This is a genomic window from Cohnella luojiensis (assembly GCF_004564235.1).
GTDB classification, from domain to species: Bacteria; Bacillota; Bacilli; order Paenibacillales; family Paenibacillaceae; genus Cohnella; species Cohnella luojiensis.
Genome location: NZ_SOMN01000001.1, coordinates 293,504 through 318,679 on the forward strand (window position 1 = coordinate 293,504; position 25,176 = coordinate 318,679).

General features: G+C 51.8%; 22 protein-coding genes, 1 pseudogene and 1 other annotated feature. Of the genes and pseudogenes, 20 read left to right on the forward strand and 3 right to left on the reverse strand.

Annotation, left to right across the window (positions count from 1 at the left end):
* Positions 1-337 precede the first annotated feature (337 nt).
* The 9 genes from E2980_RS01345 to E2980_RS01390 all read left to right on the forward strand — a co-directional run bounded on the left by E2980_RS01345 (position 338) and on the right by E2980_RS01390 (position 8,332).
* A complete protein-coding gene (locus tag E2980_RS01345; protein ID WP_135150313.1) occupies positions 338-616 on the forward strand; it encodes a YlmC/YmxH family sporulation protein in 279 nt (92 codons plus the stop codon).
* A gap of 83 nt (positions 617-699) precedes the next feature.
* On the forward strand, positions 700-1,515 hold the full coding sequence (gene pgeF, locus E2980_RS01350; RefSeq protein WP_240702796.1) for a peptidoglycan editing factor PgeF: 816 nt from the start codon (positions 700-702) through the stop codon (positions 1,513-1,515).
* 7 nt (positions 1,516-1,522) lie between these two features.
* Positions 1,523-2,221, forward strand: coding sequence for a YggS family pyridoxal phosphate-dependent enzyme (locus E2980_RS01355; RefSeq protein ID WP_135150315.1), 699 nt, complete (start codon positions 1,523-1,525; stop codon positions 2,219-2,221).
* A gap of 2 nt (positions 2,222-2,223) precedes the next feature.
* Complete coding sequence (locus tag E2980_RS01360) at positions 2,224-2,679, forward strand: cell division protein SepF (RefSeq protein WP_135150316.1); 456 nt, start codon at positions 2,224-2,226, stop codon at positions 2,677-2,679.
* A gap of 7 nt (positions 2,680-2,686) precedes the next feature.
* Positions 2,687-2,953: a YggT family protein gene (locus E2980_RS01365; protein ID WP_135150317.1), complete on the forward strand. Its 267-nt coding sequence runs from the start codon at positions 2,687-2,689 to the stop codon at positions 2,951-2,953.
* Between the two features lie 15 nt (positions 2,954-2,968).
* Positions 2,969-3,754, forward strand: coding sequence for a YlmH family RNA-binding protein (locus tag E2980_RS01370; protein ID WP_135150318.1), 786 nt, complete (start codon positions 2,969-2,971; stop codon positions 3,752-3,754).
* A gap of 83 nt (positions 3,755-3,837) precedes the next feature.
* On the forward strand, positions 3,838-4,323 hold the full coding sequence (locus tag E2980_RS01375; RefSeq protein WP_135150319.1) for a DivIVA domain-containing protein: 486 nt from the start codon (positions 3,838-3,840) through the stop codon (positions 4,321-4,323).
* Between the two features lie 60 nt (positions 4,324-4,383).
* Positions 4,384-4,660: a binding site (T-box leader), on the forward strand.
* 43 nt (positions 4,661-4,703) lie between these two features.
* Complete coding sequence (ileS, locus tag E2980_RS01385) at positions 4,704-7,796, forward strand: isoleucine--tRNA ligase (RefSeq protein WP_135150321.1); 3,093 nt, start codon at positions 4,704-4,706, stop codon at positions 7,794-7,796.
* Positions 7,797-7,957: 161 nt separating this feature from the next.
* Positions 7,958-8,332 (forward strand): DUF5665 domain-containing protein, encoded by a 375-nt coding sequence (locus E2980_RS01390; RefSeq protein ID WP_135150322.1) that lies wholly within the window; start codon positions 7,958-7,960, stop codon positions 8,330-8,332.
* A gap of 218 nt (positions 8,333-8,550) precedes the next feature.
* Here the strand turns inward: E2980_RS01390 and E2980_RS01395 are convergent, their stop codons facing one another.
* On the reverse strand, positions 8,551-9,303 hold the full coding sequence (locus E2980_RS01395) for a TraR/DksA C4-type zinc finger protein (protein ID WP_135150323.1): 753 nt from the start codon (positions 9,301-9,303) through the stop codon (positions 8,551-8,553).
* Positions 9,304-9,468: 165 nt separating this feature from the next.
* On the opposite strand from E2980_RS01395, the gene lspA reads away from it, so the two are divergent.
* From lspA to E2980_RS01450, 11 genes and pseudogenes are all read left to right on the forward strand, one after another.
* A complete protein-coding gene (gene lspA, locus E2980_RS01400; protein WP_135150324.1) occupies positions 9,469-9,999 on the forward strand; it encodes a signal peptidase II in 531 nt (176 codons plus the stop codon).
* Positions 9,965-10,930, forward strand: coding sequence for an RluA family pseudouridine synthase (locus tag E2980_RS01405; protein ID WP_240702809.1), 966 nt, complete (start codon positions 9,965-9,967; stop codon positions 10,928-10,930). Before lspA ends, E2980_RS01405 begins: the two co-directional genes overlap by 35 nt.
* 131 nt (positions 10,931-11,061) lie before the next feature.
* Entirely contained in the window at positions 11,062-12,315 is a 1,254-nt protein-coding gene (locus E2980_RS01410) for an LL-diaminopimelate aminotransferase (protein WP_135150326.1), read from the forward strand.
* Between the two features lie 277 nt (positions 12,316-12,592).
* Entirely contained in the window at positions 12,593-13,153 is a 561-nt protein-coding gene (pyrR, locus tag E2980_RS01415) for a bifunctional pyr operon transcriptional regulator/uracil phosphoribosyltransferase PyrR (protein ID WP_135150327.1), read from the forward strand.
* Positions 13,154-13,217: 64 nt separating this feature from the next.
* Positions 13,218-14,522 (forward strand): dihydroorotase, encoded by a 1,305-nt coding sequence (locus tag E2980_RS01420; protein WP_135150328.1) that lies wholly within the window; start codon positions 13,218-13,220, stop codon positions 14,520-14,522.
* Between the two features lie 12 nt (positions 14,523-14,534).
* Positions 14,535-15,680, forward strand: a complete 1,146-nt coding sequence (locus E2980_RS01425) for a carbamoyl phosphate synthase small subunit (protein WP_135150329.1) — start codon at positions 14,535-14,537, stop codon at positions 15,678-15,680.
* Positions 15,667-18,885 (forward strand): carbamoyl-phosphate synthase large subunit, encoded by a 3,219-nt coding sequence (gene carB / locus E2980_RS01430; protein ID WP_135150330.1) that lies wholly within the window; start codon positions 15,667-15,669, stop codon positions 18,883-18,885. Before E2980_RS01425 ends, carB begins: the two co-directional genes overlap by 14 nt.
* Positions 18,886-18,973: 88 nt before the next feature.
* Positions 18,974-19,714, forward strand: a complete 741-nt coding sequence (gene pyrF, locus E2980_RS01435) for an orotidine-5'-phosphate decarboxylase (RefSeq protein ID WP_135150331.1) — start codon at positions 18,974-18,976, stop codon at positions 19,712-19,714.
* Positions 19,711-20,358: an orotate phosphoribosyltransferase gene (gene pyrE, locus E2980_RS01440; RefSeq protein ID WP_135150332.1), complete on the forward strand. Its 648-nt coding sequence runs from the start codon at positions 19,711-19,713 to the stop codon at positions 20,356-20,358. Before pyrF ends, pyrE begins: the two co-directional genes overlap by 4 nt.
* A 194-nt stretch (positions 20,359-20,552) precedes the next feature.
* A pseudogene (locus E2980_RS24890) lies at positions 20,553-21,341 on the forward strand (ABC transporter ATP-binding protein).
* On the forward strand, positions 21,262-21,837 hold the full coding sequence (locus E2980_RS01450; protein WP_240702797.1) for an ABC transporter permease: 576 nt from the start codon (positions 21,262-21,264) through the stop codon (positions 21,835-21,837). Before E2980_RS24890 ends, E2980_RS01450 begins: the two are co-directional and overlap by 80 nt.
* A gap of 132 nt (positions 21,838-21,969) precedes the next feature.
* Here the strand turns inward: E2980_RS01450 and nagZ are convergent, their stop codons facing one another.
* Both nagZ and E2980_RS01460 read right to left on the reverse strand, forming a co-directional pair.
* A complete protein-coding gene (gene nagZ / locus E2980_RS01455; RefSeq protein WP_135150334.1) occupies positions 21,970-23,283 on the reverse strand; it encodes a beta-N-acetylhexosaminidase in 1,314 nt (437 codons plus the stop codon).
* A 71-nt stretch (positions 23,284-23,354) separates the two neighbouring features.
* Positions 23,355-25,007 (reverse strand): glutamine--tRNA ligase/YqeY domain fusion protein, encoded by a 1,653-nt coding sequence (locus tag E2980_RS01460; RefSeq protein ID WP_135150335.1) that lies wholly within the window; start codon positions 25,005-25,007, stop codon positions 23,355-23,357.
* Between the last annotated feature and the right edge of the window lie 169 nt (positions 25,008-25,176).

Sequence of the window (25,176 nt, forward strand, 5' to 3'; positions counted from 1 at the left end):
AGTGAATAAATCTGAAGAGTATCGCTGCATATCTGAGTTAAGGGGATAGTGGATATAAGGATCAGGGAAATGGGGATATTCAATTCCTGAACGAGGGGGATAGTGGACATAAGACGGTGAAAAGCGACAACTTCTGAGCGAGGGGGATAATGGACCGAGGAGGAGAGGAAGGAAGTCGAAATGGTTGAATCGCAAAAACTGGCCTGAGCGAAGGGGATAATGGGGAGAGGAGTTTAATATATTGCTCCAATGAAGCCTCGCTCCGTGCATTTTTCCAGTCCGGCTCATATATTTAGTAGTAGGGTACGCATGCCTGGTCGACTGGGGGCGAGAGGATATGAAAATTTCCGATTTTCAGACGAAGGACGTAATCAACATAGTTGATGGGAAAAAGTTGGGCCAAGTGAGCGATTTGGAACTGGATTTACGCCAGGGACGAATCGATTCCATTGTTGTGCCTACGTCGACCCGGCTGTTCGGAATGTTTGGCGGGGGGAACGATGTCGTGATCCCATGGAGGAACATCGTAAAGATCGGAACGGATGTGGTGCTAGTCCGATTGGATGAAGCCAAAGTATATCGGCTCGAGGATGGCGAACAGCATTCTGGAAGATAGCGCGCCCCTGGCGCCTTTCTTCCGCATGAGGCTGAGCTATGGTAAACTGGGTTGGGAGGTGTCAATTTTTGGAGCCGTTTCAATTGAGCACAGACTCTGAAGTGCCGCCGTTATTCATGCTTAAGTCGTGGTGCGAGTTGGATGGCTTAACCGCCGGATTTACGACAAGACAAGCCGGGAATGCCGCATTGCACGTCGGGGATATGCCTCAGGCTGTAATAGATAACCGAAGAAGCGTTATGGAGCAGTTAGGCTGGGGCTTTGAAGCATTCACTTGCGCGGAGCAGGTTCATGGCAGTGAGGTACATATCATAGCTCCCGGGGACAAGGGACGAGGTCGTTCCGACCGCGCTAGCGCAATCCCGGATACGGATGCATTGATCACGAATGAATCCAACGTACTGATGGCGATGTACTTCGCCGACTGCGTGCCTTTATATTTTTACGATCCCGTTTCCGGAAGCATGGGACTTGCCCATGCGGGCTGGAAGGGAACCATAGCCGAGATAGCGGTTAAAACGGTAGAAAAAATGCAAGCCCAATTCGGTGTTCAACCGGCTAACTTACTAACGGCAATTGGGCCTTCAATCGGAAGCTGTTGTTATGAAGTAGATCAATCCGTGCTTAAGCATGTCGTTCTGTTATTGGAATCTTTGCAGGCGGGTAATCCATCTTTAGGGGCTTCGGACATTATTAAGCCGGTCGCGGAAACAGATCGCGCGATGCTTGACTTGAAACATTTAAACCGACACCTTATGATAAAAGCAGGAATTTTGCCGAGCCGCATCGAAATGTCAACATGGTGCACAGGCTGTCGTACGGACTTGTTGTTTTCCCATCGAATGGAAAAAGGCGCAACAGGACGAATGATGAGCTGGCTGGGAAGGAAATCGAGGTGATCGTTTCGTGACATTGCAGAGCCGTCTACGAGACGTGGAAAACCGGTTGGAGCAAGCATGCTTAAGAAGCGGCAGGCAACGCGAAGACATAAAGGTAATCGCCGTTACCAAATATGTGCCGGCGGATACTGCTCAAGCAGTAGTTCGTGAAGGAATTACCCACATCGGAGAAAATCGGTGGCCGGCAGCCAAAGCCAAATGGGACGTTTTGAAGGGACAAGCTGTTTTTCATTACATAGGTTCCTTACAAACGAACAAGGTCAAGGACGTGATCGGAAAATTCGATTTTATTCATTCCTTGGATCGGCTTTCGTTGGCTGAAGCGATCCACATCCGTGCCCAAGCGTTGGACATTCATGTTCCGTGTTTTCTGCAAGTGAACGTGTCTGGAGAACAGTCTAAGCACGGTCTAGCTCCGGAAGACGTGAAGACATTCATAACCGATCTCCAAAGATATGAAAGGATTCATCCGGTCGGCTTAATGACTATGGCTCCATACGAAAGCGAGCCGGAAGCGACTAGGCCAATCTTTCGATCGCTTCGGCAGCTAAAAGACGACCTAAACGGGATGTCGATACTAAAAGAGCCGTTAACCGAGCTCTCCATGGGGATGTCCAACGATTTCGAGGTTGCCGTGGAAGAAGGCGCTACCTGGGTGCGTTTGGGAACCGTATTGGTAGGGAAAGAAGAGATAGAGGAGGGATAACGATGGGCGTTATGAACCGATTTCTGAATTACTTGGGCTTGCAAGAAGAACACGAGCAAGATCTCGAACGCGAGAGAATGGGAGAGGGGGAAGATCAAGAAATTGAAACCCCGGTGTTCGATTCGCGTAAACAATCAGGAAAGAACAATGTCGTAAGCATACATTCCCAGAAAAATGCCCGTGTCGTTCTGACCGAGCCGCGTTCTTATGACGAAGCGCAGGATATCGCGGATCAATTAAAATCCCGCCGTTCCGTCGTCGTGAACCTGCAACGCGTAAGAAGGGACCAAGCCATTCGGATCGTAGATTTCTTGAGCGGAACCGTATACGCGCTTGGAGGCCATATCTCTAAGCTTGGTCCGGATATCTTCCTCTGTACGCCTGATTCGGTGGAAGTATCGGGAACGATTACGGAGATACTGTCTGAGGAAGCCGCTGAATACCCCAAAATGAGGTGACACCAGGTTGGAGCAAATAGCAAGTTACATTGGAATTTTGTATCGAATTTACTCGTACATGATCATCATTTACGTGCTCATGTCTTGGTTGCCCGCGGTTAAGGAAAGCTTCGTCGGGGAGCTCTTAGGAAAATTAGTCGAGCCGTACTTAAAGCCGTTCCGTCGTTTGATCCCGCCTATCGGAGGAATGCTGGACATTTCCCCGATCGTTGCTTACTTCGCATTGGGATTTGTAGCTCAAGGGCTTATCGCCGTCTTGAACTTCGTGTTTTAAGATTGAAGGTGTCCTATGTCACATAGAGAAATTTACGAGCATTTTCATCCGGATGAAAAATCGTTTGTAGATCGCGCCTGGGAATGGGTCGAACGTGCCGCAGAACGTCATGAGACGAAGCGGACGGATTTTCTCGACCCGCGCCAGGCGCATATTTTATTTGCGCTGGCAAATCGCCATCCCGATGCCCAAGTCGTCTTAAACGGCGGAGGCACACAGGCGGAACGTCAAAGAGCCATTATCGCTCCCGATTATAAAACGTTAGAAGACGAGGATATGGGAATCGTCGTCTTGGATATTTCCTCGGACGATCGAAGAATATCCGAACTTGACCATGGCGATTATTTAGGAGCTCTGCTAGGGCTTGGCATTAAGCGTGATAAGATCGGAGACCTGCACGTCAGCGAAGAAGGCTGCCACGCGCTCATAGCCGAGGAGATCGGGGATTTTTTAATCGGACATATGAAACAAGCGCACCGCGTAGACGTCAGGGTCACCGTGCGACCTTTATCTGAGCTGAGGGAAATCACGTCGACGCTGGAGGAGCAAGTGATCTCCGTGGCGTCTATGCGTCTTGATGGCGTGGCCAGCGACGTATTTCGGTTAAGCCGTACCAAAATCGTAGCTCCGATCAAAGCGGGACGATGCAGAGTCAGTTGGAAGCCGGTCGAAGATCCCTCTCATCCATTGAGGGAAGGAGACGTCGTTTCCATGAAAGGTTTTGGCCGGTTTAAGATACTCGAGGTGGAAGGCTTATCGAAAAGCGGCAGAATTCGAGTTCGAGTCGGTAAATTTGTGTAGCGGATAAGAAGGATTTCCACATATTTCGTCGAATTCAGTCAGTGAACAAGGAACTTGGAAATATGACACTAGGAGGTGCGCCAATGCCACTTACTCCATTGGACATCCATAACAAAGAATTCGCCCGCCGTCTGCGCGGATACGACGAAGATCAAGTGAACGAGTTTCTCGATCAGATCATCAAGGATTACGAGGCGATGATTCGCGAGAACAAGGAACTGCAAAATCAGGTTGCCGCATCTCAAGACAAGCTTGGACACTTCTCCAACATCGAGGAAACGCTAAGCAAGACGATTATCGTAGCGCAGGAAGCCGCGGATGAACTGAGAGGCAATGCCAAGAAGGAAGCCCAGCTGATCGTGAAGGAAGCCGAGAAAAACGCCGACCGAATTATCAATGACGCTCTTTCCAAGTCCCGCAAGGTAGCTTTGGAAGTAGAAGAATTGAAGAAGCAGGCGACGATCTATCGCGCACGCTTCCGGGCGTTGATCGAAACGCAGATGGAGCTCTTGACGCAAGACGGTTGGGAATCGCTCGATAGCCGCGAACCCCGCGGAATCGAGGCATAACGAGTCGCAGAAGAAAGATCCCTTGCGGATCTTTTTTTATTGAGATATGATTAATCCATACGATTGTCGAAGACGGGAAAAAGGTCGCGCGTTATCCGAAATGCAGAGAGTTGGCGGTCGCTGCGAGCCAACATGAGGAACGTGCCGAATATCATCCCCGAGACGCCCTGCCGAATATCGCGCGACTTCTTGTTTACGCGATTACTAAGCAGCGCCGGATGTCCACCGTTACAGGGAACGCGCACAACAATTGTGCGTTGCGAGTTGCCGTCTAGCTTCAGATTTAGGGAGCGCGGACGGAACAAGGGTGGTAACGCGAGCTAACCTCGTCCCTTTCCAGGGATGGGGTTTTTATTTTTGCGACGAAAGGAAGAGGAACGATGCAACGCGTAGACGTGAAAGAAAAAGCAAGATCCCGCGAGCGACGCATTCTGGAGAAATGGAGCAAAGAGGATACGTTCCGCCAATCGATCGATAACCGCGAGGGTAAGCCTAACTTCGTTTTTTACGAGGGCCCTCCTACGGCAAACGGCAAACCTCATATCGGACACGTCCTCGGACGGGTGATCAAAGATTTCGTAAGCCGCTATAAGACAATGTCCGGTTATCGCGTCATTCGCAAAGCCGGATGGGATACTCATGGCCTGCCGGTAGAGCTCGGAGTTGAAAAGCAACTAGGCATCTCGGGCAAACAAGAAATCGAGAACTACGGCGTGGAGCCTTTTATCAAAAAATGCAAGGAAAGCGTGTTCGAGTACGAACGCCAATGGCGCGAATTGACGGAAGCCATCGCGTATTGGACCGACCTCGACGATCCGTATATTACGCTGGATAACAACTACATCCAAAGCGTGTGGAATATCTTGGCAACGATTCATGAAAAGGGTTTGCTATACCGCGGTCACAGAGTCAGCCCATATTGCCCATCTTGTCAGACGACTCTTAGCTCGCATGAGGTTGCCCAAGGTTATGAGGACGTCAAGGATCTAACCGCGACCGCGAAATTCAAGCTAAAAGAAAGCGGAGAGTTCGTCCTCGCTTGGACGACGACGCCTTGGACATTGCCGGCTAACGTCGCGTTAGCCGTAAATCCGCAGTTGGATTACGTGCGGGTTCGCCAAGAGGGCGAGACGTTCATCGTGGCTTCAGCGTTAGCAGACAAAGTCATGAAAGGCGAATACGAGACGTTAAGCACCGTAAAAGGCATTGAATTAGTAGGCTTAACGTATGAGCCGCTGTTCCCTTACGTCACGGTAGAAAATGCATACCGCGTTATTGATGCCGATTACGTTACCGATTCGAGCGGTACGGGCATCGTCCATATCTCGCCGGCGCACGGGGAAGATGACTACCGCGTTGCCCGATTGCACGACATCCCGATGCTGATGGTCGTGAACAACGAAGGCAAATATATCAGCGAAGTGACGGATTTGGCCGGTCGTTTCGTTAAAGACTGCGATATCGATATCGTCAAGATGTTATCCGAACGCGGTTTGTTGTATCACAAAGAAAGAATGGAGCATAGCTATCCCTTCTGCTGGAGATGCAAAACGCCATTGCTCTACTACGCAACGGAGAGCTGGTTCATCAAGACGACTGCCGTCAAGGACCAGTTAATCGAGAATAACAAGACGATTCAATGGTACCCTGAGCATCTTCGCGACGGCCGATTTGGCAAGTTCTTGGAGGATTTGGTCGACTGGAATATTAGCCGGAACCGCTACTGGGGAACTCCGCTAAATGTTTGGACATGCGAGTCATGCGGCAAAGAGAAAGCGCCTCATAGCATTGCCGAGCTTCGCGAGCTTGCTGTAGGGGACGTTCCCGAGAATATCGAGCTGCATAAGCCTTACGTGAACGCGGTACAACTCCGCTGCGAATGCGGCGGCGTAATGAATCGTGCATCCGAAGTGATCGACGTTTGGTTCGATAGCGGGTCGATGCCGTTCGCGCAATATTTTCATCCTTACGGGGACGAGAAGAAATTCCAAGAGCAATATCCGGCGGATTTCATCTGCGAAGGCATTGACCAAACTCGCGGTTGGTTCTTCAGCTTGTTGGCGGTATCCACTCTATATAACGGAAAAGCTCCGTATAAATCCGTTATCTCGACAGGTCACGTGCTGGACGAGAGCGGACAGAAGATGAGTAAATCCAAGGGCAACGTCATCGACCCATGGGAAATCATCGACGAGTTCGGAACGGATGCTTTCCGCTGGTCTCTCCTTGCGGACAGCGCGCCGTGGAACAGCAAGCGGTTCTCCAAAGGAATCGTCGCGGAAGCCAAGTCCAAAGTAGTGGATACGCTCGTGAACACGCATGCTTTCTATGCCCTGTACGCTTCTATCGACGGTTACGTCGCGGCTAACCACGAGAAGGTGAAATCCGACAACAAGCTGGATTGCTGGATCTTGTCGCGGTTAAACTCTTTGATCGTAGACGTTGCCAAAGGACTTGAGGTTAACGACTTCCTTAATCCGGCCAAAGGCATCGAAATCTTCATCGACGAGCTGTCCAATTGGTACGTTCGCCGTTCCCGCGACCGTTTCTGGGGAAGCGGCCTGACGGAGAACAAGCTTGCGGCGTATCAGACGCTCGGAGAAGTGCTGCTGACCTTATCCAAGCTGATCGCTCCTTACGCGCCATTCGTTTCCGAGGATATCTACGGAAATCTTGGAGGCAAAGGCAGCGTTCATTTGGCCGATTATCCGCAACCAGACTTGGCTGCCGTTGATTCGGAGCTGGAACGAGAAATGGGTGCCGTTCGAAACATGGTGGAGCTCGCTCGGAATATCCGTAACGAATCCAGCCTCAAGACTCGCCAACCCTTGTCCGAACTTCTTGTTTCTCTAAGCGATAGCTTTGATCTCGCGGGATACGAGGATATCATCATGGATGAGATCAACGTCAAATTAATCACGATCGTCAAAGATGATAGCGGGTTCGTGAACTTCAACCTGAAGCTCAACTTGAAGGTCGCCGGCAAAAAGTACGGAAAAAACGTCGGACCAATCCAGATCGCGTTCAAAGGGTTATCCAGCGACGAGACGAGAAACATCGTCCAAACGGGAAAATACGAATTTGTGTCCCCAGATGGGGAAGCGTTGACGGTTGACTTGGAGGAGATTCTAGTCGAGAAGGAAGCCAAGACCGGCTACGCTTCCGCGTCTGGCGGAGGCTTGACCGTGGCGCTGAATACCGAGATCACGCCGGAGCTCGAGCAAGAAGGTTGGGTTCGCGAAGTCATTCGCGCGGTGCAGGATACCCGCAAGAAGCTTGACCTCCCGATCGAGAAACGAATCGATCTCGTTCTTGACGTGGATGCCGAGCTAGAAGCCGCGCTTCGAGCGTTCGACAACGTTCTGAAGGAGAACGTACTCGTCAACGAGGTTTCATTCGGTAAAGCCGCGGGATCGGAATCGGTGCAGGCCGGCGAGAAGACAATTGGCGTGGCTATCGTAACGGAAGCATAATTAACAAGGCAAGAGGCTAAACATAATAAAGAAATCGATAAGACGAGCTCCTTGTTCCGATGGTCAGGTTTGGGATTTCCCAAAAGACCGTCGGGAGGGCTCGTTTTGCATTCGGCTGACAGGGTAAATGGAGGAAAAGGACGCCTGAAGGGACGTGCGGAATGGGCGATAATTCCAAGAACGATAAAAGGGCGGCATCGACAGCCTCAACGGATCGGCTTACGGAAGAGGCCAAGGAGTTGAGGGGCACTCTCGGGTTCCTATCCGAGAGGCTGGAGCGATTGTCCATCGATATGGAGAAGGCGCAATTAAAGGAATACGTCAATCTTATGCATCGGCCGTGGCAGCTCATATGGAGAAGCCTCATATCAGGATTGTCCCGGGGCGTCGGAATCGCGCTCGGGTTTACTTTTTTCGCGGCGACGATCGTTTATCTGCTTAAATTCTTAGGGGCGCTTAATTTGCCTATTGTTGGGGATTATATTGCCGATATCGTGCGGATCGTTCAGCGACAGCTTGAAATAAATCCTTATTGAAAAGTTTTCTAGAATGCTTAAGAAGCCAGGTCTGCGTAGTTGTATCTCTCTCCAGCCGCTTCCTCTCCGCCCATTGCCTTGATGAGATTTAAAGGTGGCAATGGGCTCCAAGAGGCGGACGTAAACTCTTCCGAGAGATACAACTACTCCAACCCGGCTTAGCATTCATAAAGACATCAAACGGAATTATCCAAACAGGCTGTATTTTTAGTTTTAAATTAAAGTTCGTCGTAGAGCTCGTCGGGTTCAAGGGAATGATCGCCTTCGTTGCTTGCCATGTAGCGGTGGTAGGCGGTGTTGCGAACGACCGTTAAGTTATGGCCGGTAATATCGGTGGCCAGGAAACTTTCCAACGGCTCGACGAAGCCATCGTTCTCGTCGGCTTCGATATACATATGGTCGTAATCTTCGATTTGGTTGCCTTCGGCCATAGCCGGACTATTAGAGCTGCCCCAGGACTCCACGATTTGCCAAGCGTCTTCGCCGTCGAAGCCGTTTTGTCCTTCCTTCTCATCCAAGCTGGTACGTCCGAAGGGAGGAGTTAGGAATTCCTCCTCGACCGGCCGATTATTGGAAGTTTCCTGGCGTGGTTCATGCTCGATACAATAGATGGCGGTAGGAAGAGCTTCGAGCCTTTCGACCGGAATAAACTTGCCGCACGCAACGCAGCGTCCGTATTCTCCGGTATCCATCCGCTCCAATGCGGCTTCGACGCGGTCGAGTCGGAAGGCTTCCTTTTCCAATAGGGCCAAATCTTTGCTTCTCTCGTACATCTCGCTTCCTGCGTCCGCGGGATGGTTATCGATCGCCGAGAGCTCCCCTGTCGAATCACGGAAGGATGCGGCAAGGCCGAAATGGCCGTTTCCCTGTACGCGTTTCTCTAAATCGTCACGTTCTTGCACCAGACGTCTTCTTAGCGCCTGAATTCGCTCTTGATCTAACGGAATCGTCAAGATGCCCACTCCCTTCATCTTCTGACTGCCTGTAGTTTTCACTGAACGGGGTTGTTTTACGAGCGAAACGGGTCGGGCAAGTTTGGAGGTTCTGTCGATTTTTACTTGCCTTCATGGACGCTCCTTATCGCAATGTGATAAAATCAACACGTTGGAGAACAGATGAAGGGCGGAGTTAAGCCGATGCAACGTCGTATTTGGCCGGTTTGGGCATATTATGTAGTAGCAATTGTCGTATTCTTGATTGACTATGCGAGTAAGAAAATCATTGACCGCACGGTAGCGCTCGATACCGAGAGAATTCCCGTTTTGGGAGATTTTTTCATCATCACCCACATTCGCAACAGCGGAGCTGCTTTCGGAATGCTGCAGGGAGGACGTTGGTTTTTCCTCTTCATTACCATTATCGTCGTGATCGGGATATTATGGTACTTGCACCGTTCTTACCGTACCGGAAGCGGCTTGTTACTGTTCGCTTTGGCGATGATTCTTGGCGGAGCGGTTGGGAACTTCCTAGACCGTGCCCGTTTCGGAGAAGTCATCGACTTTTTGCAATTTAACTTCGGATCTTATACGTTTCCGATTTTCAACTTGGCGGATTCCGCGATTGTCTGCGGCGTCGGGTTGGTCATTCTGGATACGTTGCTGACCATGAAACAGGAGAATAAACCGGATGGCAATGGAGAGCAACCCCAAGAGCAACAAACTGTCTGATGAGACAAACGGCGATTATGCCTGGCAGGTAGAGGAAGAACAGTCCGGCGAACGGGTGGACAAGCATATCGCGGAAACGTTGGCGGACGAATCGGTTTCCCGTTCCCAAGCGCAGGAATGGATTCGAACCGGACTCGTTACCGTCAACGACAATCCGGTTAAGCCTAATACAAAGCTTTCGGCCGGTGACCGTATCCACGTAACTTTGCCTGAACCAGAGCCGTTAGAAGCTTTTCCAGAAGACATTCCGATCGACGTCGTATACGAGGATAGCGATGTTATCGTCATTAATAAGCCGAGAGGAATGGTCGTACATCCAGCCGCCGGACATCCAAGCGGAACCGTGGTCAACGCCTTATTGCATCATTGCAAGGACCTTTCCGGCATTAATGGCGTCATGAGGCCGGGGATCGTGCATCGGATCGACAAAGACACGTCCGGTTTGCTTATGGTGGCTAAGAACGATCTAGCGCACGCATCCCTTGCGGAGCAGCTTAAGGAACATACCGTAACCCGTAAATATTCCGCGCTCGTATATGGAGTCATGCAGCATGATAAGGGCACGATCGACGCGCCGATAGGACGCGCGAATCATGACCGCAAGCTGTATGTTGTCACGGAAAAGAACAGCAAGCATGCGGTGACGCACTTTGCCGTAAGCGAGCGATTCGATGAATATACGCTGCTTGAACTAAAGCTCGAAACCGGTCGGACGCATCAGATCAGGGTGCATATGAAGTATATAAGCCACCCATTGGTAGGGGATCCCGTGTATGGCGGGAAAAGCGGACGAACGCTGGGTATGAAAGGGCAGGCGTTGCACGCCGAAGTTCTTGGCTTCAACCATCCTCGGTCCGGCGAGTATCTGGAGTTCTCGGTTCCGATACCGGAGGATATGGAGCACTCGTTAAGTATCCTTAGAACCCGATAAACTAAGGCTGAACAGGCTCAAGGCGATTTCTGCAAATGATCTGCACAAAAATCCATGGCGAATCTCGCTTGATTAAGCCATAGTTTGAGTCATAGGAAGAAAATTATCGATTTTACAAGGAGTGTCGTTACTTGAGCGTGGAAAAATACCAATCGACCTTTATTCAAGAGCAGTTCGCAAACCGCATTGGCGGATCGAATTACGGCAAAGATACGAACATTTATAAATTCGAGAAAATAAAAAGAGCGAAAGCGGCCGCTAAAAAGGCTCATCCCGACATGGAATTGATCGATATGGGCGTCGGCGAGCCGGACGAGATGGCGGATGCCGGCATCGTAGCTAAGCTTGCCGAAGAAGCGGCGAAGCCCGGGAACCGCGGCTATGCGGATAACGGGATTCCAGAATTTAAAATCGCTGCCGCTAAATATCTGAAAGAGGTATTTTCCGTTGACGGCATCGACGCCGAGACGGAGGTTCTGCATTCGATCGGCTCGAAGCCGGCGCTTGCCATGCTGCCGGCGGTCTTTATTAATCCGGGCGACGTCACGATCATGACGGTACCAGGATATCCTGTCATGGGAACGCATACGAAATACCTTGGCGGAGAAGTATACAATATTAAGCTGACGAAGGAAAATAACTTCCTGCCGGATATCGATGCGATTCCTGAAGATATCGCTAACCGCGCTAAGTTGCTTTACCTCAATTATCCGAATAATCCTACGGGCGCAGCGGCTACCGTTGAATTCTTCGAAAAGGTTATTGCTTGGGCGAAGAAATACAATGTCGTAGTCGTTCATGACGCGCCTTACGCGGCATTGACTTATGACGGCGTTAAACCGTTCAGCTTCCTGTCCGTTCCTGGAGCTAAAGACGTCGGAGTAGAATTGCATTCCTTATCCAAATCCTACAACATGACGGGCTGGCGGATCGGCTTCGTCGCCGGTAACCCTCTGATCGTGAAAGCTTTCGGAGATGTGAAGGACAACAGCGATTCCGGTCAGTTCATCGCCATTCAGAAAGCGGCGGCATACGGACTTGGCAACCCGGCGATCACGGAAGCGATCTCGGCTAAATATTCCCGCCGTCACAACCTGCTTGTTGGCGCGTTGAACGAAATCGGCTTCTGTGCCGAGAAACCTAAGGGCTCCTTCTTCTTATACGTGGAAGCGCCGAAGGGCATCGTAGGCGGACAGCGTTTCGAGTCCGCGGAAGATTTCTCGCAGTACCTGATTCGTGAGAAGCTGATTTCCACGGTTCCGTGGGACGACGCAGGGAAGTTCGTCCGTTTTTCCGTGACGTTCATCGCTAAAGGCGAAGCAGAAGAAGCTCGGGTTATCGATGAAATTAAAAGGCGCCTGACAGACGTACAATTCGAATTTTAATCACGTTCTTATTGTTGACACTTCGTGTCGAACATGGGATAATCGTTGTTAATGAAACGGAACCTTTAACTCAGTCCTGAGAGGCTGGCAAGGTGGCGCAGAGTTGACACATATCCAAGGGTTGTTCGATTTATCCTGTCCAGCAGTATAACTGCATCGGGTGGACAGGTCATGCGAACGACGAGTTCTTCGGATATTCTCATCTTACTGAAACCTCCTTGCGAAAGATCGCGAGGAGGTTTTTTATGTGCAATTACCGCGTGAAGGAGGGATTGATATGTTAGACTCCCGCGTCATCATGGATGAATCCGCCATACGGCGGGCGCTTACCCGGATCGCTCACGAAATGGTCGAGAAAAACAAAGGGATTCAAGGCTGCGTGCTTATCGGAATTCGCACGAGGGGTATTTATCTCGCAAGGCGCGTAGCGGAGCGGATTCTGGATATCGAAGGCCACCCGATCGCCGTCGGCGAGTTGGACATTACCCGTTACCGGGACGATCGTCCGTTTACGGCGGAATCGGGCGACCTGCTTCCCGATGAGGAATTGAAGCTTTTGGTAAAAGATAAGCGAATCATCCTGTTCGACGACGTGCTCTACACCGGGCGAACGATTCGCGCGGCATTGGATGCTTTAATGGACTGCGGAAGACCGCAATCGATTCAGCTTGCGGTACTGGTCGACCGGGGACACCGCGAATTGCCGATCCGCCCAGATTATGTTGGCAAGAATGTGCCGACCTCTAAGCACGAGCAGATTGACGTTTCGTTAAGCGAGATCGACGAGAGCGATTGCGTCACGATCATGCATCCACGAGAAGCGGAAATCGGGCGATAATATCAGCAACAAGCATGAGCAACAAAAGAAACAGCAGCAGCAGTAGAGGAGGCGCAAGAAAATCATGGCTACTTGGATCATTAACGCAAAGACTCTAAATAAAGAAAACGGCGATATCGAGATCAAACATGTACGAGTAGAAAACGGGCTGATCGCTGAATGGCGCGATGGAACTGCGCTGCCGAACACGAGTGGCGCGGAAGTCATCGATGCGCAAGGGAAGCTAATCTCGCCGGGACTTATCGATATGCACGTACATTTACGCGAACCGGGTTTCGAATACAAGGAAACGATCGCGAGCGGCACGGAATCCGCAGCCAAAGGCGGATTCACGGTCATCGCGCCGATGCCGAACACGCGCCCGGTCATGGACACGCCCGAAACAATCAACTTCGTAATCGACAAAGCGACTACGGAAGGAGTCGTTCGCGTGCTTCCATACGCGGCTATCACGAAGAATGAGCTTGGTCGCGAACTGACCGATTTCGCGGCATTGAAACAAGCCGGAGCAATTGGCTTCACCGATGACGGAGTCGGCGTGCAAAACGCGCAAATGATGAAGAACGCCATGGCGCTTGCTAAATCCCTCGATATGCCGATCATCGCGCACTGCGAAGACGATACGCTAGTCGAAGGCGCTGCAGTCTCGGAGGGCGTATTCGCCCGAAAGCATGGGCTAAAGGGCATTCCGAACGAGTCCGAAGCCATTCATGTCGGCCGCGATATTCTGTTGTCCGAAGCAACAGGCGTTCACTATCACATATGCCATGTCAGCACTGAGCAATCCGTACGGCTGATCCGGCTAGGGAAGTCGGTAGGCGTTAAGGTAACCGCGGAGGTTTGCCCGCATCACCTGCTGCTGTCCGACGAACATATTCCCGACAGCATGGATGCCAATTGGAAAATGAATCCGCCGCTCCGAACGCCGAAGGACGTAGAGGCATGCATCCAGGGGATCGAGGACGGAACGATCGATATTATCGTGACCGACCATGCTCCGCACAGCGAAGAGGAAAAAGCGCGAGGCATGGAAAGAGCGCCCTTCGGCATCGTCGGTTTCGAAACGGCTTTTCCGCTCATGTATACCCATTTCGTCCGAACGGGACGCTGGAGCTTGGATTTCTTGCTTCGCAGGATGTCAACCGATCCGGCCAGACTATTCCGTTTGCCTTACGGAACGATGGAAGTCGGCGCACCCGCCGATCTTATACTTATCGATTTGGAGAACGAACGGGAAGTCGATCCCGCCACGTTCCTCACGAAAGGCCGCAACACTCCTTTCAAGGGTTGGAAGTTGTATGGTTGGCCAACATTAACGATGGTTAATGGCAAAGTTGTCTGGACAGATGAGAATGGCATTAACCGCTAAGGAGTGATTGGGATGCAAGCTAGATTATTGTTAGAAGACGGTACGTTATTCACGGGTCAAGGCTTTGGCGCAGAGGGCGGATCCGTCGGAGAAGTGGTATTTAACACAGGGATTACAGGATACCAGGAAGTATTGTCCGATCCATCCTATTGCGGACAAATCGTGACCATGACTTTCCCGCTCATTGGGAACTATGGCATTAACCGCGACGACTTTGAAAGCATTCGTCCTTACATTCACGGTTTCGTGGTTCGCCGCCACGAAACGATGCCGAGTAACTGGAGGGCGCAATATACAATCGATCAATTATTAAAGGAATACGGCATCGTCGGAATCAGCGACATCGATACCCGCATGCTCACTCGCATCCTTCGCCAGCATGGAACGATGAAGGGGATTCTGACTACCGGCAACGAGCGCATCGAGGAGCTTAAGGAACGCCTTGGAACGACGGCTTTGCTGCGTGATCAAGTGGCGCGTACATCTACGAAGAGCGTGTTCTCCAGCCCCGGGGAAAAAGAGCGTATCGTGCTTGTCGACTACGGCGCGAAAAGCGGAATTCTTCGCGAGTTAACCAAACGCGGTTGCGACGTTGTCGTAGTTCCGCAAGACGCGACGGCGGAAGAGATTCGCCGCTTGTCTCCCGATGGCATTCAATTGTCAAACGGTCCCGGAGATCCGAAGGACGTGCCCCACGCGGTTAATACGATTCGCGAGTTGCTCGGACAATATCCGATCTTCGGCATCTGCCTCGGCCACCAGCTGTTCGCGCTTGCTTGCGGCGCGGATACCGACAAGCTTAAATTCGGCCACCGCGGCGGCAATCACCCGGTGAAGGAACTGGAATCCGGACGCTGCTTCATTACCTCCCAGAACCATGGCTATACGGTGAAGGAAGAGTCCGTGGTCGGAACGGAATTGGAAGTCACGCACATTAACAATAACGATAAAACCATCGAAGGCCTGAAGCATAAGCGCTTCCCCGCTTTCTCGGTACAATATCATCCAGAGGCGGCACCGGGACCTTACGATTCCAGCTACTTGTTCGATCGTTTCTTGGAAATGATCCGCGACAACAAGATCGCCAACCCTGAACGGCCGCGCCAAGCGCAATTGTCGGAGACGCTGAGAGGAGAGCTGCAGTATGCCCAGAAATAATGACCTCAAGAAAATTCTCGTTATCGGCTCCGGCCCTATCGTTATCGGACAAGCGGCGGAATTCGATTATGCCGGCACGCAAGCTTGCCAAGCCTTGAAGGAAGAAGGCATCGAGGTCGTATTGATCAATAGCAACCCTGCTACGATCATGACCGATACGAATATTGCGGATAAGGTGTACATCGAACCGATCAATCTCGAGTTCGTATCCCAAATCATTCGCCAAGAGCGTCCGGATGGGTTGCTTCCGACGCTTGGCGGACAAACGGGCCTCAACATGGCCGTAGAACTTGCGCGCGCAGGCGTGCTTAAGCAAGAAAACGTGAAGCTATTAGGCACGCAGTTGGATGCCATCGAACGCGCGGAGGACCGCGACTTATTCCGTGAATTGATGCGCGAATTGGAGCAACCGGTACCGGAAAGCGACATCGTTACGACAGTAGAAGCAGCGGTTGAATTCGCCAACGGATTGGGATATCCGGTTATCGTGCGTCCCGCATACACACTGGGTGGAACGGGCGGAGGCATTGCCGCGAACGAGGAAGAGCTGCGCGAGACGGTTACTAACGGAATCCGTTATAGCCCGATCGGGCAATGCTTGATCGAGAAATCGATCGCGGGCTTGAAGGAAGTCGAGTACGAAGTCATGCGCGACGCGAACGATAACTGCATCGTCGTCTGCAACATGGAGAATTTCGATCCGGTCGGCGTTCATACGGGAGATAGCATCGTCGTAGCGCCAAGCCAAACCTTGTCCGACCGCGAATATCAAATGCTTCGTTCGGCATCGCTGAAGATCATCCGCGCGCTGAACATCGAAGGCGGTTGTAACGTTCAATTCGCGTTAGACCCGCAAAGCTATCAATATTACGTAATCGAAGTAAACCCGAGGGTGAGCCGCTCTTCCGCGCTAGCTTCCAAAGCGACCGGTTATCCGATCGCCAAGATGGCAGCCAAAATCGCGGTAGGTTATACGCTCGACGAGATCGTCAACCCGGTAACGGGTCAAACCTATGCGTGCTTCGAACCGACGCTGGACTACATCGTGGCTAAAATACCACGCTGGCCTTTCGATAAGTTTACTTCGGCTAACCGCAAGCTCGGCACGCAGATGAAAGCGACCGGGGAAGTTATGGCTATCGGCCGTACTTTCGAAGAGTCCATCCTTAAAGCCGTACGATCGCTGGAGATCGGAGTTCACCGTATTTATCTGAAAGGCGCGAATGAGCTTTCCGATGAAGTGCTGACGAATCGACTAATCAAACCGGACGACGAACGCCTGTTCTTGGTTGCCGAAGCTTTCCGTCGCGGATGGACGCTTCAGCACATCCAAGATTTGACGAACATCGACTGGTGGTTCCTGGATAAGATCGAACGAATCGTACAATTCGAAGACGTCATCCGCCGCGAGCCTGCGCTCACTCCGGAAACGCTCTATACAGCAAAACGGAACGGCTTCACGGATCGAGCGATTGCGGAACTGCGGAGCGAAGGGTATCCGAACAGCGCGTTGACCAAGGAAGCGGACGTACGAGCACACCGATTGGCGCAAGGGCTCAAACCAGTCTATAAAATGGTCGATACTTGCGCGGCGGAGTTCGAAGCGACGACTCCTTATTATTACTCGACATACGAGACTGAGAACGAGGTTATCCCGAGCTCCAAGGAGAAAATCATCGTGCTTGGTTCCGGTCCGATCCGGATCGGACAAGGGATCGAATTCGACTATTCGACCGTTCATGCCGTCTGGGCCATCCGCAACGCGGGTTACGAAGCGGTCATCATCAATAACAACCCTGAAACGGTTTCCACCGACTTCAGCACTTCGGATCGCTTATACTTTGAACCGCTCTTCTTCGAAGACGTCATGAACGTCATTGAGCAAGAGAAGCCGATCGGCGTCATCGTGCAGTTCGGCGGACAAACCGCGATCAACCTGGCAGCGCCTTTGTCCAAAGCCGGCGTAACGATCCTCGGCACTTCCTTGGAAAGCATCGACGAGGCCGAGAACCGCAAGAAATTCGAAGCGTTGCTTAGCAAGCTGAGCATCCCTCAGCCGAAAGGAACAACGGTTACTTCGGTCGGCGAAGCGGTTGGAGCCGCTCAAGAGCTCGGATATCCGGTTCTTGTTCGCCCGTCTTACGTGCTTGGCGGACGCGCGATGGAAATCGTGTACTCCGATGAGGAATTGCTCTCCTACATGGAAGTCGCCGTTAAAATCAACCCGGAGCATCCGGTATTGATCGACCGCTACATGTTGGGCAAAGAAATCGAGGTCGACGCGATCTGCGACGGAGAAACGGTTCTCATTCCCGGAATCATGGAGCATGTCGAGCGCGCGGGGGTCCACTCCGGAGACTCCATCGCGGTGTATCCTCCGCAATCGCTGTCCGACGATATCAAACAACAAGCGATCGACATCACGATCAAAATCGCCAAAGAGCTCAAAACGATCGGTCTAGTTAATATCCAATTCGTAGTATGGCAAGAGAAAGTGTACGTTATCGAGGTTAACCCTCGCTCGTCCCGCACGGTTCCTTTCTTGAGCAAGGTGACGAAAATTCCGATGGCGAACCTGGCTACCCAAGCGATACTGGGCAAGAAACTGACCGACCTGGGCTACCAAGAAGGACTTTGGCCGGAAGACGATTTCGTTTCCGTCAAAGTACCGGTATTCTCCTTCGCCAAGCTGCGTCGCGTTGACCCGACGCTGACTCCGGAAATGAAGTCGACCGGCGAAGTCATGGGACGGGACCGTTATTACGCGAAAGCCTTATACAAAGGATTGGTCGGCTCGGGCATGAAAATCCCGAATTCTGGCGCGATAATCGCTACCGTAGCCGATAAGGATAAAGACGAAGCGATTCAGATTCTGAAAGGCTTCTACGCCCTTGGCTACAAGCTGATGGCTACAGGCGGAACCGCAGACGCCTTGGAAGCGGCAGGACTCAAAGTGCGCCGCGTGAACAAGCTGTCCGACGGTTCGCCGAATATCCTGGATCTGATCCGTACCGGTCAAGCGCAATTCGTCGTGAACACTCTGACGAAAGGCAAGGCTCCCGAACGCGACGGCTTCCGAATTCGCCGCGAAGCGGTCGAGAACGGGGTTGTATGTTTGACATCATTAGACACGGTAAACGCACTGCTTAACATGTTGCAAGCTCTTCGTTTCTCCAGCGAACCGATGCCTGCCTTCCAAGATTAAATCCGGTATGCCGCCCGGTCCCCAAGCTTCACGGGGATCGGGCTTCTGTATGAACTTCAAGCTGAAAGCTAATTGAGGGGGACTCGGAATGGCCATATTATCTCGGGAAGAAGCCGCAAGCAAAATCATGGTGGCGCTCGATAAACCGGATGCCGCGGCGGCGTTGACGTTAGCCGATCAATTGCAAGGCTCTGGCTGTTGGATGAAGGTAGGGATGGAGCTTTTCTATTCGGCTGGTCCTTCCGTCGTTCGGGAGTTGAAGTCGCGAGGGTTTAAAATCTTTCTTGATCTGAAGATGCATGATATTCCGAATACCGTCCGCGGCGGAGCGCGCAGCATCACTCGCCTTGGCGTAGACCTGTTTAACGTGCACGGTGCCGGCGGCATTGCTATGATGAACGCCGCCGCGGAAGGCGTAAGGGAAGCAGTGAAGGCGGGAGACGCGCCGCAAGCGCCGATCGTCATCGCGGTCACGCAGCTTACAAGCACGAGCCAAACCGTACTTAACGATGAAATCGGAATAGCAGGGCAAGTGGAAGACGCTGTCGTACGTTATGCCAAGCTTGCCAGGGAAGCAGGGCTGCAAGGCGTAGTCGCCTCTCCGCTGGAAGTAGCCGCGATTAAGGCAGCTTGCGGAACCGGCTTCATTACGGTCACGCCGGGCATACGACCGATAGGCTCTGAAGCAGGAGATCAGTCCCGAATTACGACGCCTCGCGAGGCGGTTGCCGGCGGCACCGACTATATGGTGATCGGGCGTCCGATCACTGCCGATATCAGCCCGGCGGAAGCGCTGAACAACATATTGAAGGAGATGACCGAACAATGAGCAAAGTATCTTTGGAACAATTGCCGACTTCAATCGCGGGAAATTTATTGGATATCGGGGCAGTTAATCTTCGGCCTAACGAACCGTTTACTTGGACATCGGGTATGATCTCGCCTATCTATTGCGATAACCGTTTGACGATGAGTTTTCCGGGCATACGCGATTCGATCGCCGAAGGTTTCGCAACATTGATTCGCGAGCGTTATCCCGATACGGAGGTTATCGCGGGCACCGCAACCGCGGGCATTCCTCACGCGGCTTGGGTGGCGCAGAAGCTCAACCTCCCTATGGCTTACATTCGCGACAAGGCCAAAGGTCACGGCAAACAAAACCAGATCGAAGGATTGATTAAGGAAGGGCAAAAGGTCGTCGTCATCGAGGATTTGATTTCCACCGGCGGAAGCTCCCTCAAAGCGGCGCTTGCGGTAATCGAAGCTGGAGGCGACGTCCAGAGCGTGCTGGCTATCTTCACCTACCAGTTCGCGCAAGCGGAGGATGCCTTCCGCGAAGAGGGTATACAACTGCAGACTTTATCCAATTATACAGCCTTGGTTGAGGAGGCGCGTCGCCGCGGAACGATAAGCGAAGCCGATGTAATCCTGCTTCAATCTTGGCGGGAGAGTCCGGAAACATTTGGTAAATAATAGAAAGCGGAAATGTCCGCTTCATAGCGAAAAAAGGTTGTCCCCCTGGAAATTCATTAGGGAGACAACCTTTTTTTGCTTTTCTACTTCTCTAGACCGAGGACGATTACATGCCGTAGACTGTCGAAAGTCTAGTGAAACTGAGTTACAATAGGTCTGCTTATGAATAATTGGAAATTGAAGGAGAGGAATTCATGTCCATTCTAGAAGTGAAGGGTTTGCGTAAATCCTTCGGCACGGTTCAGGCCGTAGAAGAAATAAGCTTCTCCGTAGAAGCCGGAGAGGTCTTTACGATTATCGGTCCTAACGGAGCGGGAAAAACAACGACCTTAGAGATGATCGAGGGCTTACAGTCTCCGGATTCCGGAACCGTGACGATCGACGGATTGACGTGGGACAAAGATGCGGATCAGATCAAATATCGGATCGGCGTGCAGCCGTAGTCCAGCGCGATGTTCGAGTTATTGACGGTTGAGGAGAACTTGGATTTGTTCGCCTCCTTCTACCCACGTTCAAAGCATGCGGCAGAAGTGCTGGAAATGATTAATTTGACGGACCATCGCGACAAAAGGGTGAAGTCGCTTTCCGGAGGTCAGCGCCAACGGCTCGCAATCGGACTGGCGATGATCAGCGATCCTCAGATTATTTTTCTCGATGAGCCTACGACGGGACTTGACCCTCAAGCGCGCCGCAACATTTGGGATATCGTTCTCAAGCTTAAGGAGTTAGGTAAAACGACGATATTGACCACTCATTACATGGAAGAAGCGGAAAAGCTGAGCGACCGCGTATGCATCGTTGATCAAGGCCGCGTCGTTACGCTTGATACTCCTGCCGCGCTCATCGACCGTTTAACGAAGGAACGGGAGGTTCGGTTGAGCTTCCAAGACGGGGATGATTGCGTTGTCCGTCGCTCAGGGCGGTTTGTTCGGCATGGTAGACATGGTGGAGATGCGCAGGAAAGGGCTGTTAAAGCGGCTTAAGATGACACCTGTCAAAATGGGGCTGTTCGGCGTGGGCGGAATGATGGTCCGCTTCGTTCTCGGAGTCGTTCAGATCGTTATTCTCGCTTTGATCGGCGTACTCGGGTTCGGAGCCAATTTACATCTGGATTTCTCCACGCTTGTCGTTGCATTCTTCATAGGGGCGCTTGCTTTTAATGCTCTGGGATACTTATTCTCTTCTTTCAGCAAATCTATTGAAGCCTATATGGGGTTAGCCAATATCGCCAGCTTCCTAATGATGTTCTTAAGCGGGATATTTTTTCCGACAAACGGATTCCCGGAATGGCTTCAACCCGTTTCGCAGATATTGCCGCTTACCTATTTCGTAAACGGAATACGGGATGGGATGGTATACGGCAGCGGAATCGCTACTAGCGAATTCTGGGCTGGAATCGGGATATTGGGTGTATGGGGAGTCGTTGCTTTCGGAATCGGGGTTCTTATTTATCGGAAAGGGAAAGTAGAAGTCCGTTAGGCCATTATCCCCTTCGCTCAGGTGTGAGACTTCGTATAGCCAGACCTCTCCGGCCATTATCCCCGTCGCTCAGGAGAGTGAAAGGTAAGAATCACGCTCCTGAGCCAACGGGATAATGGAGAGAGGCAAGGATTATAGCTTCTCCAACCATTGCCGGATTTCTTCATTAGGAAGATCGCCGATTGTCGGTATGGGGATCATTTTGTCTGACAACTCGTATTTTAGCTTCAAAGCGAGAATCCGCCTAACGCTCTGGTCGATTCGGGACTCTTCGATTCGTCCTGATTTGACGGCCTGCATCAGTTTATCGAACACTTTCTTCTCCGTATCATAGCCATGCGCGACAAGAATGATGTCGCTTCCCGCTTCGACCGATAACGCCGCCGCATCCTCGATGCCGTAATTGTCGGCGATCGCCCCCATGGTCATATCATCCGTTATAACGACTCCGTCGTAGCCGAGCGTGCCGCGAAGCTGCTCTCCGATGATGACTTTAGAGAAAGAAGCCGGTGCATCCGGATCGATCTTCGGAAAGAGGATATGCGCGATCATGACGGCATCCGCCCCATTCTCGATCGCGGATCGAAAAGGAATCCACTCCATTTTCCCGAGCTGCTCGGTCGTCTTGTTGACGACGGGCAAATCCAGATGAGAATCGACCGCGGTGTCGCCATGGCCCGGGAAGTGTTTGACGACGGCAATGGTGCCTCCCTCCCGCAAGCCGATCATTTCCGCAATGCCCATCTTCGTAACGAGTTTGGCGGTGCTGCCGAATGAACGATTTCCGATGACCGGATTTTTCGGATTGCTATTAATATCGAGCACCGGCGCGAAATCGACGTTGAAGCCCATGAGCTTCAGCTCTTTCGAGAGCAGGGAGCCCATTTCCTTCGCGAGCTCGGCATTACCGGTACGGCCTACTTTGGCCGCATCCGGTATGGAAACAAAGTCTTTCGGAAGCCTGCTTACTTTGCCGCCTTCCTGATCGACGCTTATGAAGAGCGGCGCCGGATTGCCTTCGTTGGCTTTCTTCAGCGCGTTGACGAACCGAACCGAGCCGCTTAGGCCGGAGAAGTTGTTTTTGTACAAAATAATGCCACCGACATGCTGATCGGAAATCATCTTCTTCGTTGCGGTGTCAATCGATGTACCCTCCACACCCGCCAAGATCATTTGTCCGATTTTCTGTTCAAGCGTCATGCCGCCCAGCAGGTTACCAATTTCATCCTCTTCCGAAGGCGTTGGAGTAGCGGTAGGCGTAGGTGTAGGAGAGGGGGGGGTCTCCGGCGGAATAGCGGTGGGTGAAGAGGTTGCGGTTGGCAAAGGCGTTGCGGTCGGAGAGCCTTCCGCGGCATTCCCGCCTCTCCACAAACCGCAGCCTAAGCTAAGCAATAGAATGAGGCTAATTCCTAAACCCCCTAGGCATCTTGCAACTTTATGTCTCATTGCGGCTTTCCTCCTTCTAAGCAAAAGGCTCCTGCACTCCCCTCAATCAGGGTGCAGGAGCACTTTTTTTATTAAACCTCGAACGAACTTTTCAATGAAACGATCCGGTTAAAGACGGGGTGCCCTGCGGCAGAGTCCTTTGGATCCACGTTAAAGTATCCATGGCGGAAGAATTGGAATTTGTCCCCGCCGACGGAGTCCTTCATTCCTTGTTCTACGAATCCTTCCAACACTTCCAGGGAATTCGGGTTCAGATGGTCGAGGAACGATTGCCCGTCATCCTCGGCTTCATCCGTAATGAGCGGTTCATAGAGGCGGAACTGGGTGGGAACGGCATGAGTAGCTTCGACCCAGTGAATCGTGCCTTTTACTTTGCGGCCGGTGAAGCCGGAGCCGCTCTTCGTCTCGGGATCATAGGTGCAACGAAGCTCGACGACGTTCCCTTCCGAGTCGCGAATAACTTCTTCGCACTTAACGAAATAGGCACTTTTCAGGCGCACTTCGTTACCAGGGAACAATCGGAAATATTTGGGCGGCGGGTTATCCATGAAATCATCGCGCTCGATATAGAGTTCCCTGGAGAATGGGATTTTACGATGACCCATGTCCGGATTTTCCGAATTGTTCTCGGCATCCAGCCATTCCACTTGGCCTTCGGGATAGTTCGTAATAACAACCTTAAGCGGCTGCAGCACGGCCATCGTCCGGAGAGCCTTAAGCTTGAGGTCTTCGCGAATGAAATGCTCCAGCATCCGCTCATCGACGATTCCGTAACTTTTCGCTACGCCGATCTCTCGGCAGAACGCGCGGATAGCTTCGGGCGTGTAGCCCTTGCGCCGCAATCCGGAAATGGTCGGCATGCGGGGGTCGTCCCAGCCGTCCACCGCTTTCTCGTCCACGAGCAGTTTCAGCTTCCGCTTGCTCATGACGGTGTTCGTCAGATTAAGCCGCGCGAACTCGTATTGGCGAGGAACCCACTTCATCTCGCATTCGCGAACGACCCAATCGTAGAAAGGGCGCTGATCCTCGAATTCCAGCGTACAGATCGAGTGGGTAACGCCTTCGATCGCGTCCTCGAGCGGATGGGCGTAAGCGTACATCGGATAGATGCACCATTGGTCTCCGGTATTATGATGGTGCGCGTGAACGACCCGATACAAGATCGGATCGCGCAAGTTAACGTTTGGCGAAGCCATGTCGATCTTGGCGCGAAGTACTTTCTGGCCGTCCGCGAATTCTCCGGCTTTCATTCTGGCAAACAGGTCAAGGTTCTCCTCTACGGAGCGATTCCGATAAGGGCTCTCTTGACCGGGAGCGGTTAACGTCCCGCGGGTCTCGCGAATTTGATCGGCGGTTTGATCGTCGACGAACGCCAATCCTTTCCGAATAAGGACGTTAGCCCGTTCGTACATCTCGCCGAAATAATCCGACGCGAAGAACAATCCGTCCCACTCGAAGCCGAGCCATTGTACGTCTCGCTTGATGGACTCTACGTATTCCACGTCCTCTTTTACGGGATTCGTATCGTCGAAACGCAGATTGGTTCTGCCTTTGAATTCACCGGCTAGTTCAAAGTTTAGGCAGATCGACTTCGCATGTCCGATATGCAGGTAACCATTCGGTTCCGGGGGAAAGCGGGTAACGACTTCCTTTACTTTCCCGGACGCGAGATCCTCGGCCACGATGTTTTTAATAAAATTCGATGACGGCGTCTTAGTTTCCACGCGGACCAACCTTCCTCACAGTAGCAAGTTATATCCTCTAATAATACACAAAAGTGGCGGTGCTTATAAAGGGCTGAGCAAAAAAATGGTGAAATATCGGGAAGCTTCTCCTAAAAAAATGATAAAGGTTTAATTTTTCCGTAACTTTTATTAACAAACCCTCGTTATA

Excerpts from the sequence above, each read along its gene's own strand:
- E2980_RS01375 (WP_135150319.1), top strand. The coding sequence starts at position 3,838 with ATGCCACTTACTCCATTGGACATCCATAACAAAGAATTCGCCCGCCGT.
- ileS (WP_135150321.1), top strand. The coding sequence starts at position 4,704 with ATGCAACGCGTAGACGTGAAAGAAAAAGCAAGATCCCGCGAGCGACGC.
- E2980_RS01390 (WP_135150322.1), top strand. The coding sequence starts at position 7,958 with ATGGGCGATAATTCCAAGAACGATAAAAGGGCGGCATCGACAGCCTCA.
- pyrF (WP_135150331.1), top strand. The coding sequence starts at position 18,974 with ATGGCCATATTATCTCGGGAAGAAGCCGCAAGCAAAATCATGGTGGCG.
- E2980_RS01405 (WP_240702809.1), top strand. The coding sequence starts at position 9,965 with ATGGAGAGCAACCCCAAGAGCAACAAACTGTCTGATGAGACAAACGGC.
- lspA (WP_135150324.1), top strand. The coding sequence starts at position 9,469 with ATGCAACGTCGTATTTGGCCGGTTTGGGCATATTATGTAGTAGCAATT.
- E2980_RS01360 (WP_135150316.1), top strand. The coding sequence starts at position 2,224 with ATGGGCGTTATGAACCGATTTCTGAATTACTTGGGCTTGCAAGAAGAA.
- carB (WP_135150330.1), top strand. The coding sequence starts at position 15,667 with ATGCCCAGAAATAATGACCTCAAGAAAATTCTCGTTATCGGCTCCGGC.
- E2980_RS01345 (WP_135150313.1), top strand. The coding sequence starts at position 338 with ATGAAAATTTCCGATTTTCAGACGAAGGACGTAATCAACATAGTTGAT.
- nagZ (WP_135150334.1), bottom strand. The coding sequence starts at position 23,283 with ATGAGACATAAAGTTGCAAGATGCCTAGGGGGTTTAGGAATTAGCCTC.
- E2980_RS01425 (WP_135150329.1), top strand. The coding sequence starts at position 14,535 with ATGCAAGCTAGATTATTGTTAGAAGACGGTACGTTATTCACGGGTCAA.
- E2980_RS01370 (WP_135150318.1), top strand. The coding sequence starts at position 2,969 with ATGTCACATAGAGAAATTTACGAGCATTTTCATCCGGATGAAAAATCG.
- pyrR (WP_135150327.1), top strand. The coding sequence starts at position 12,593 with ATGTTAGACTCCCGCGTCATCATGGATGAATCCGCCATACGGCGGGCG.
- pyrE (WP_135150332.1), top strand. The coding sequence starts at position 19,711 with ATGAGCAAAGTATCTTTGGAACAATTGCCGACTTCAATCGCGGGAAAT.
- E2980_RS01395 (WP_135150323.1), bottom strand. The coding sequence starts at position 9,303 with ATGAAGGGAGTGGGCATCTTGACGATTCCGTTAGATCAAGAGCGAATT.
- E2980_RS01420 (WP_135150328.1), top strand. The coding sequence starts at position 13,218 with ATGGCTACTTGGATCATTAACGCAAAGACTCTAAATAAAGAAAACGGC.